Origin of the sequence: Alcaligenes nematophilus (genome assembly GCF_026344155.1) — a bacterium.
In the GTDB taxonomy this organism is placed as follows: domain Bacteria; phylum Pseudomonadota; class Gammaproteobacteria; order Burkholderiales; family Burkholderiaceae_B; genus Alcaligenes; species Alcaligenes phenolicus.
The window spans coordinates 1-2943 of the sequence record NZ_JAPKMZ010000012.1; the positions used below are offsets into that span (position 1 = coordinate 1).

The 2943-nt window shown below is 52.3% G+C and carries 1 rRNA gene; it reads left to right on the forward strand.

Going from position 1 to position 2943, the window contains the following annotated elements:
* Nucleotides 1-61 precede the first annotated feature (61 nt).
* A 23S ribosomal RNA gene (locus OSH04_RS19625) occupies nucleotides 62-2943 on the forward strand; the annotation flags it as partial.

Consider the following 2943-nt stretch of genomic DNA (forward strand, 5'->3'; position numbering starts at 1 on the left):
AAGGATTGATGAACGGCAACAACGTATACTCATATTCCTATAACAGCATCAAGCGTTATAGGATCAAGCGAATAAGTGCATATGATGGATGCCTTGGCGATCACAGGCGATGAAGGACGCGGTAGCCTGCGAAAAGCTACGGGGAGCTGGCAAACAAGCTTTGATCCGTAGATGTCCGAATGGGGAAACCCACCGTAGTAATACGGTATCCCATGCTGAATACATAGGCATGTGGAGGCGAACCGAGTGAACTGAACCATCTCAGTAACTCGAGGAAAAGAAATCAACCGAGATTCCGGAAGTAGTGGCGAGCGAAACCGGACCAGCCTGGATGTTTTAGCGTAGTGAATAGTCGAATGGAATGGAAAGTCCAGCCGTAGCAGGTGATAGCCCTGTAGGCGAAATTCAGTACGTGGAACTAAGCATCGAACAAGTAGGGCGGGACACGTGAAATCCTGTCTGAATATGGGGGGACCATCCTCCAAGGCTAAATACTCGTGATCGACCGATAGTGAACCAGTACCGTGAGGGAAAGGCGAAAAGAACCCCGGAAGGGGAGTGAAATAGATCCTGAAATCGTATGCATACAAACAGTAGGAGCACCTTCGTGGTGTGACTGCGTACCTTTTGTATAATGGGTCAGCGACTTACATTCAGTGGCAAGCTTAACCGAATAGGGGAGGCGTAGCGAAAGCGAGTCCGAATAGGGCGATTCAGTCGCTGGGTGTAGACCCGAAACCAGGCGATCTATCCATGGCCAGGTTGAAGGCACGGTAACACGTGCTGGAGGACCGAACCCACTAATGTTGAAAAATTAGGGGATGAGCTGTGGATCGGAGTGAAAGGCTAAACAAGCCTGGAGATAGCTGGTTCTCTCCGAAAACTATTTAGGTAGTGCCTCGTATATTACTGCCGGGGGTAGAGCACTGTTATGGCTAGGGGGTCACAGCGACTTACCAACCCATGGCAAACTCCGAATACCGGCAAGTACAGTACGGGAGACAGAGCACCGGGTGCTAACGTCCGGACTCAAGAGGGAAACAACCCAGACCGCCAGCTAAGGTCCCTAACTATGGCTAAGTGGGAAACGAAGTGGGAAGGCATAGACAGTCAGGAGGTTGGCTTAGAAGCAGCCATCCTTTAAAGAAAGCGTAATAGCTCACTGATCGAGTCGTCCTGCGCGGAAGATGTAACGGGGCTAAGCCATAGACCGAAGCTGCGGATGTGTACTTTAGTACACATGGTAGGAGAGCGTTCCGTAAGCCTGTGAAGGTGTTCCGTGAGGAATGCTGGAGGTATCGGAAGTGAGAATGCTGACATGAGTAGCGATAAAGGGGGTGAAAAGCCCCCTCGCCGTAAGTCCAAGGTTTCCTGCGCAACGTTCATCGGCGCAGGGTGAGTCGGCCCCTAAGGCGAGGCAGAGATGCGTAGCTGATGGGAAGCGGGTTAATATTCCCGCACCGTCGTAGAGTGCGATGGGGGGACGGATTGCAGAATGTTATCGGGGTGTTGGATGTCCCCGTTGGCGCATCATAGAAGGCACTTAGGCAAATCCGGGTGCGTAATTCAAGGGTGTGACTGGATAGAGCTTCGGCTCTAAACTAACTGGAAGCAGTTCCAAGAAAAGCCTCTAAGCTTCAGCTCTACGAGACCGTACCGCAAACCGACACAGGTGGACGGGATGAATATTCCAAGGCGCTTGAGAGAACTCAGGAGAAGGAACTCGGCAAATTAATACCGTAACTTCGGGAGAAGGTATGCCTCATTAGTGTGATGTGCCTGCGCACAAAGCATGAAGAGGCCGCAGTGAATCGGTGGCTGCGACTGTTTACTAAAAACACAGCACTCTGCAAACACGAAAGTGGACGTATAGGGTGTGACGCCTGCCCGGTGCCGGAAGGTTAAGTGATGGGGTGCAAGCTCTTGATCGAAGCCCCGGTAAACGGCGGCCGTAACTATAACGGTCCTAAGGTAGCGAAATTCCTTGTCGGGTAAGTTCCGACCTGCACGAATGGCGTAACGATGGCCACACTGTCTCCTCCTGAGACTCAGCGAAGTTGACATGGTTGTGATGATGCAATCTCCCCGCGGCTAGACGGAAAGACCCCATGAACCTTTACTGTAGCTTTGCATTGGATTGTGAACCGGCCTGTGTAGGATAGGTGGGAGACGTTGAAGCGTGGTCGCCAGATCGCGTGGAGTCATCCTTGAAATACCACCCTGGTCTGTTTGCGGTTCTAACCTAGGTCCCTAATCGGGATCGGGGACCGTGCATGGTGGGCAGTTTGACTGGGGCGGTCTCCTCCTAAAGTGTAACGGAGGAGTTCGAAGGTACGCTAGAGACGGTCGGAAATCGTCTTGATAGTGCAATGGCATAAGCGTGCTTGACTGTGAGACTGACAAGTCGAACAGGTACGAAAGTAGGACATAGTGATCCGGTGGTTCTGTATGGAAGGGCCATCGCTCAACGGATAAAAGGTACTCTGGGGATAACAGGCTGATACCGCCCAAGAGTTCATATCGACGGCGGTGTTTGGCACCTCGATGTCGGCTCATCTCATCCTGGGGCTGTAGCCGGTCCCAAGGGTATGGCTGTTCGCCATTTAAAGAGGTACGTGAGCTGGGTTTAAAACGTCGTGAGACAGTTTGGTCCCTATCTGCCGTGGGCGTTGGATACTTGACGGAGCCTGCTCCTAGTACGAGAGGACCGGAGTGGACGTACCACTGGTGTATCGGTTGTCATGCCAATGGCATTGCCGAGTAGCTACGTACGGAAGAGATAACCGCTGAAGGCATCTAAGCGGGAAACTCGTCTGAAGATTAGGTATCCCGGGGGCTTGACCCCCCTGTAGGGTCGTCCGAGACCAGGACGTTGATAGGCTGGGTGTGGAAGTGCAGTAATGCATGTAGCTAACCAGTACTAATTGCCCGTGTGGCTTGATC